The sequence below is a fragment of the Candidatus Woesearchaeota archaeon genome (assembly GCA_003695435.1).
GTDB lineage: Archaea > Nanobdellota > Nanobdellia > Woesearchaeales > UBA11576 > J101.
In genome coordinates this window covers 1-6,292 of record RFJL01000018.1, presented here as the reverse complement: position 1 = coordinate 6,292, position 6,292 = coordinate 1, and the positions used below count along the sequence as shown (strand labels likewise).

7 protein-coding genes are annotated in these 6,292 nt (G+C 43.5%); all 7 read left to right on the top strand.

The window, feature by feature from the left end; all coding sequences use genetic code 11:
- Positions 1-51: 51 nt before the first annotated feature.
- Positions 52-780, top strand: a complete 729-nt coding sequence (gene rsgA / locus D6774_01305) for a GTPase RsgA (GenBank protein ID RME78404.1) — start codon at positions 52-54, stop codon at positions 778-780.
- A 152-nt stretch (positions 781-932) separates the two neighbouring features.
- The gene (locus D6774_01300) at positions 933-1,607 is read left to right on the top strand and encodes a hypothetical protein (protein ID RME78403.1); all 675 of its coding nucleotides are present in this window, start codon (positions 933-935) and stop codon (positions 1,605-1,607) included.
- Positions 1,604-2,086: a hypothetical protein gene (locus tag D6774_01295; GenBank protein ID RME78402.1), complete on the top strand. Its 483-nt coding sequence runs from the start codon at positions 1,604-1,606 to the stop codon at positions 2,084-2,086. Before D6774_01300 ends, D6774_01295 begins: the two co-directional genes overlap by 4 nt.
- The gene (locus D6774_01290) at positions 2,083-3,354 is read left to right on the top strand and encodes a hypothetical protein (protein RME78401.1); all 1,272 of its coding nucleotides are present in this window, start codon (positions 2,083-2,085) and stop codon (positions 3,352-3,354) included. Before D6774_01295 ends, D6774_01290 begins: the two co-directional genes overlap by 4 nt.
- Positions 3,351-4,562, top strand: coding sequence for an AAA family ATPase (locus tag D6774_01285; GenBank protein ID RME78400.1), 1,212 nt, complete (start codon positions 3,351-3,353; stop codon positions 4,560-4,562). Before D6774_01290 ends, D6774_01285 begins: the two co-directional genes overlap by 4 nt.
- Before the next feature lie 102 nt (positions 4,563-4,664).
- A complete protein-coding gene (locus D6774_01280; protein ID RME78399.1) occupies positions 4,665-5,867 on the top strand; it encodes a hypothetical protein in 1,203 nt (400 codons plus the stop codon).
- On the top strand, positions 5,854-6,292 hold a 439-nt coding region (locus D6774_01275; GenBank protein RME78398.1), incomplete at its 3' end, for a hypothetical protein. The genes D6774_01280 and D6774_01275, both read left to right, overlap by 14 nt.

Genomic DNA, 6,292 nt, shown 5'->3' with positions numbered 1-6,292 from the left:
CCCCCTCTTTTTCTCAGTAATCTTAAAAACAAACCAAAAACCAGTCCCCCTATGCCAAACTTTTGGAAAGTAGTTAAAGCAGTAATTGATGAAGCAGATATCCTGCTCTTCGTCCTTGATGCGCGCTTTGTAGAAGAAACACGCAATGAAGAGCTTGAAGAGCGCATTAAAGCAGCGGGCAAACCACTCATCTACGTCATCAACAAATGCGACCTTGCCAACAAAAAAGACCTTGAACTATGGAAAAAACGGCTCAAACACTGCGTCTTTGTCTCCTCAAAAGAATTTCTAGGACAAACCCTTCTTCGAGACAAGATCCGATCACTCACCAGAGGAGAAGATGCTGTTGTAGGAATTGTTGGCTACCCTAATGTGGGTAAATCATCCATCATCAACATGCTTGCCCAAAAGGGAAAAGCAAAGATGTCACCCAGTTCAAACTACACCAAAGGAAAACAATACATCAGAATCTCTTCCAACCTTAAACTCATTGACACACCAGGAGTACTTTCCTATAAAGAAAAAGATGAAATTCAGCTCGCAGTTATAGGTGCGAAAAGTCATGAGCAACTCAAAGACCCTGAAACCGCTGCGATGCATCTCATTGAAAAGTATAAAGAACGCATAGCTAAGCATTATGGCGTTGAAGAAGGTGACGCTGATGATATGCTTGAAGCAATCGCACTCAAACGCAACCGCATCCTCTCAGGAGGCGTTGCAGACCTTGACCGCATGTCACGAGAACTCATTAAAGATTGGCAAAGTGGGACCATTAAGTAATTTGACCTTGTTTTTTTTGACATTTTTTAATACCTCTTTCTTTCGCTATTTTTTTCTAGTTCTTTTGCTATTTTTTTGATACTGTCGTCACCTACACGACAGCATTTCTTTACATACTCTTAGACCTCACCTATTTTCAAGGTTGATCGAATATGGCACAAGAATCTCAAGTAGCGAGAGCTTCCTGGATAAAACCTTATGCATTAGGGTTTGCAAGCGCGTTCGCACTAAGTATAAGCGCATACTTTGCAACACCTTATGTACAAAAGGCAGCAACAACAACCATACACCACCTTCAAGAGACTGCACAAGAAGTCTCTTACTGCGTAGCCAAGAGCGTTTTCCCACATCTAAGCGATCAACACAAAAAAGAGCTCATCCAATCTCTCGCAGTGTCAGAAGACGTGGCTCTCTTGGCTGCGCTTTCTTTTGACGCCAATTCATTCTATGAAAAGTACACTTTGGCAATTAGTGAGCCAGTAGAACCTCTACAAGAAGCATGCAATAAGCAATACGCGCTTGCATCAACTGATGAGCGCGCATTACATATCATGGAACTCTACGAAACACTTGACGAGAATACAAAAACACTTGTCACTACCTCTTTTCTTATTGAAACAACTCGGCCTACAACCGCGATAAGCAACGCGCTCCCCCACTACCCTGATTCTGTACTTTATGATCTTGACACGCTCATCGAACAGGAGCACCTGCGCAGACGGTTTGAGAGCGCCCATCACAAAGGGCGTGAAACCTTTGACAAAATAGAATCTTATTACCATTACGGACTTGAATACCTACGCAAGAAACTCGGAGGTGAACCATGAAAAAACTACTTGCACTTTGCACTCTTATGAGTGCTTGTTCAACCCCAATTGAGCAATCACAAGACGCTCTTGAGGACTACGTTGACACTGTTACCCAACACCACCTTAATGTTGATGAAGCAGCATCTCTCATCTACGCACTTCAAGTATCCCAAGCAGTTACACAAGAAACTGCAAAAAGATACCTTCCCATAACTGCGATAAGCCGACTTGAAATTCATGAAACCATAGGAGGAGTCTACACCGCAGTTGAACTCAAAGAAGGATTCAATAAAAATAACACTCTTCCCTGTAAGCAGTACGGATCTCACCCTGTATGTGCAAACGAAGAAGCAGTGCTCGGAGCTGCACAACACATTCTAAGAAAAAACGCGACGCAAGCATATGAGAAAACTAGCTCAACCATTAAGCGATTAGGACTGCGACTCAAAGGAGCATACGAAGGGCTACAAGAAGGAATGCGGAGGTATGAACAATGAAGGATGAAACAAAAAAGAACACAATAAATTATGAAAACCCACAACCTGAAGTGCATAACAACCCTGTTGCACAAGAATACACCGCAAAACAATATCAACCACTCAACGACCACAACACACATACAGCAAACACGCAGAAACCAACCTCTCAAAGAACAGACACACTAATAACGGATGCACCAAAAACTGATGCACCAAAAACCAATACGCCAATAACAAATACATCGCCAACATACACACCACTAAATAACACACAAAGAACTCACACACAGGAGAAAACCACGCAAAGCGCAAGATATGGAGCAACAGCTCAAGAACACGCATATCAAGAACAAACATACAAACACACACCTGATGTAGACAATATTTCTTTTGAGGAGGTGAAACAAATCTACGGAGCACATGCTCAAACCATGCACCCTCAAGCACTTCCAAGTAATCCTTTTGAGACAGCAGAAATTCAAGAAGGCCAATTTGCAAAATGGTATGCTCGTGCAGGAAAAACTATTGTGAGTAAGCTGCGACCCCTCATTCCCGAATCAATTTACTCGAGAACGCTTAGCGCATATCAAAACCATGCGCTTGCTCAGTTCGCCATACAAACCAAAGAACAATTAGAACAAGCAACAAAAAAAGCGCAACAAGACGAACAAAGAATCCTTGAACAGCTCGAACAAGCGGAAAACGCATTCTTTAAGATTTACGCGGAAAAAGAAAAACTTAGACATTACACGCGCATAGTTATCCGTGATTATCGGCGAGCTGAAGAGCACTTACGTCAACGTGAAGCAGAGTATGAACAAAACCCTCGCGAAGACATTCTCAAAGATGTTTTAGCTCTTAAACGAAAAAAACGTCTCGCCCATACGCGTATAAAGACACATGCAGCTGCAATTGAGCGTCTCAATCAAACAGAAAGAGTCTACCGCCAGCAACTACTTCTTGCAGATAGATGTCATGATTACTCCCTTGAGCGTGAAAGCGGCGCGTTAATCTATCAAGAAACCTACCTTGCAACACAGGAAATTAAGGATATGCAAGGACGTCTTGAAATTGAAGACAACTCCCCTGATGCGTATAAAAACATAGATATTGCCATTCGTGCAAATAATGGGCACATCGAAAAAGGATACCGCACATTAGAGGAGAAAATTGCAAACAACCAAGTGATCAACCCTCCTGAGCTAAGGTTTTCACAGACAACAGACGTGAGATCGCTCGATCTTGACATTGAAGCACTCATCTCACAACTGGAGGATGATCTATGAGTATCACCCAAATCATCAGATCCTCGCTTCCCTCGCTGATTGCGCAACATGAGAGTACTCGCGTATTTTATGACTCTTTAATGCAAGGCGAAAGCTCGCAAGAACACACTGCAAAAAGTGCAGCTCTTGCTCTTAACTACTTGCAAGAACAAAGACAAGGACCTTGTGTGCAAGTGGAAGGAATTAGATATGGTGATTCACAGGAAAAATTCCTCGTGAGTGTCTATGCTGCACATAAAAAAATGCTAGCACCATATGCAACACTCGTAGAACAAGGAGTGTTCCTACGCTCACTCTCCTGCCTAGTCCCCTCTCTTAGTGGCGCTTACGCAGAGATTCAACAAAACAATCTCAACAATCTCTCAAGTACCAACACCAGAAGTCCTCCCCCCATCATAGGCTATGAGCAAGAGCAGAAAAAAGTTTTCTCTCTTGTTCACCGTTTGGGATTCTATCAACCCATCGCTCAAGAGAATCAAGAGTTACCAACACAGAAAATTCCCCTCCTCATTCTTGAAGGTGCTCCAGGATGCGGTAAATCCTTGCTTCTTGAACATGTAAAATACCGCTGCAGAATGATTGCACGTTACAAAGATATTCCTTGTGCTACGATAAGCGTTACCAACGCAGATAAGAGCTCCTACCAAGCAGAGTCTGCAAAAAACATTCGTGGAATTCTCACCCGCGCACAAGACCCTCAAGGTATAAGCGTTATCACCGTTGATGAAGCGGATGTCGTCTTTCCTTCAAGATCAAAGACAGAAGCTGACCAGCACTTCACCTCGGAATTTATCAAGATGGTCAGCGGCGAGGGAGTAAACTATGTGGGAAACACGGCAATTATCATGGCCACAAATTACCTTAACAACATCGATTCTCGCATCATTGATCGTTGCGGACAAGCAAATGTTATCTCCCTTAAAACACCTACCGACCCTTCCTTTCTTGAAAACCTGCTCTTAAGCAAACTTTCCCTGTATGAACATGAACTCAGCGACGAAGACGTCCAACACGTTGCGCAACGCATTTCTGGAAAACAAATCAGCATAAGAGAAATTACCAATATTCTTGATGCTGCAAACGAGAACTGCAAACAATACCACACCATCTCTCCCGAGTTTTTTACAAACAACCCCTCTTGTCATAATGCAAAGCCACTTGGTCTTGAACACATCCTACGCGTCCTCAACACGTATGGCAAAACTTGAAAGAACGAATTCAGTTAAAACGAGAAAACAAGAGATGGTGAAAAGAAACAAAGACCAAACAAGGAAACAAAAAAGAAATATGAAAAACAAAAGAGCAAAAAAATGACTTCACAACAAAAACTCTACATAGGCGATTTGAAAACAGACACACATCGATTTCGCAATATTATCTCCCAGCTTTCCCATGCAGGCCTTACTGAAAAACTTCAGCTTTTTGATGAGGCACGCGCAATAACCGAATACTATGACCTCCCCTCATTTCATGAAGCTCTCCAACAAGCACACAAAAACTACATACGCCCAATAACAACCAACAAAGAACACTCACAGCACCATGCACCTCGCCTAGCAACAGACAACCCAAGAAACAATCCCCTAAACAATTCAATAAACAATTCACAACTACACCCTTACCAATCACAGGCGTTGCAAACACACCAACACCCACAACCCCCACAACTCCTGCAAACCCCTCATCTCACACTTGATGACGTAGCGGACGCAATTGAATCAAGAGGAGTGTACGAAGAGCGAGACAATGCAAAACTCCTCGCACTCTGCTACGTAAGCGGGCTCCACGTAGGAGTGGAAGGAGCTTCAGGAACAGGAAAAAGTCACCTCGTAAACGCATTTCTTGACTGCCTTGACGAGCACATCTACACCTGTTCACTCTCAAGCCCCACCGCAACATACTATGACGAAAACATTACCACATCAACTATCATCTACTTTAGCGAACTACAAAAAGCAGGACGTGACAAAACCCTCATTGAAATGATTAAAGACCTTAGCGAAGGTAAAGAAAGCATACGCAAAGTAACACGAGGACAACAAACACACACACTTCGCATACCCGCAGGAAAACAACTTATCTACACCCTAGCAGACGAGAACAACTATACCCTAGACCATGAACTCTCACGCAGATTCATACGTCTAAAAACAAACACTACAGAAGAAGCCATCCGAAAAAGAAAAGAAGCAATTCTCACACGAACACCCCAACAACCCCTCAACATAAGCCACCTGCTCAAAAACATTAAGGAAACGCAACTCAACGTCCAAGAAGCACACCCCCAACTCATCCTCAACCTCCTTCCAAACACCAGCAAAACAATCTCACTCATGCAACACTACTGCGCACTCATCAAAGCACACGCAAAATTCGCAGGACGAGACCACACCACACCACAAGACCACCTCAACACATACAACCTTTTTGCAAAACGCTTTGAAGAACAACTCTCACAACTAGAAAACAAAGAGATAACACTCAATGCGGAGGTGCTCCATGACCTTCTTTGATGCATTCCACAAACCACCCATCATCACCGACATACCCAGCGCCTGCGCAGTCTGGAAACAACTAGCAGATCACTTTGAAGATTACCTCTTCGCAACACGCCACGGCACCGACCCCACTCTTTGCAAACACTACGAACGCGCAGTAGAACTCATAAAACCACAAACCATCTGCGAGAGACTTGAACGATACGCCAAAACCACGCAAAACCTCGCACAACTATCAACAGCATACACCAACATCATCACACACAACCGCATACACAAAGCGCCAACAGCAAGAAGGGCACACAACGCATACCAGCTCTTCACAAATATTGAACAACTCTGGAACGAAAGCATACAAACACAAAACGAAGAACAACTGCGCAACCTTATCACCTACAGCGCAACACGATTGGGACCACCAAAACACCCTCCCTGCGTGG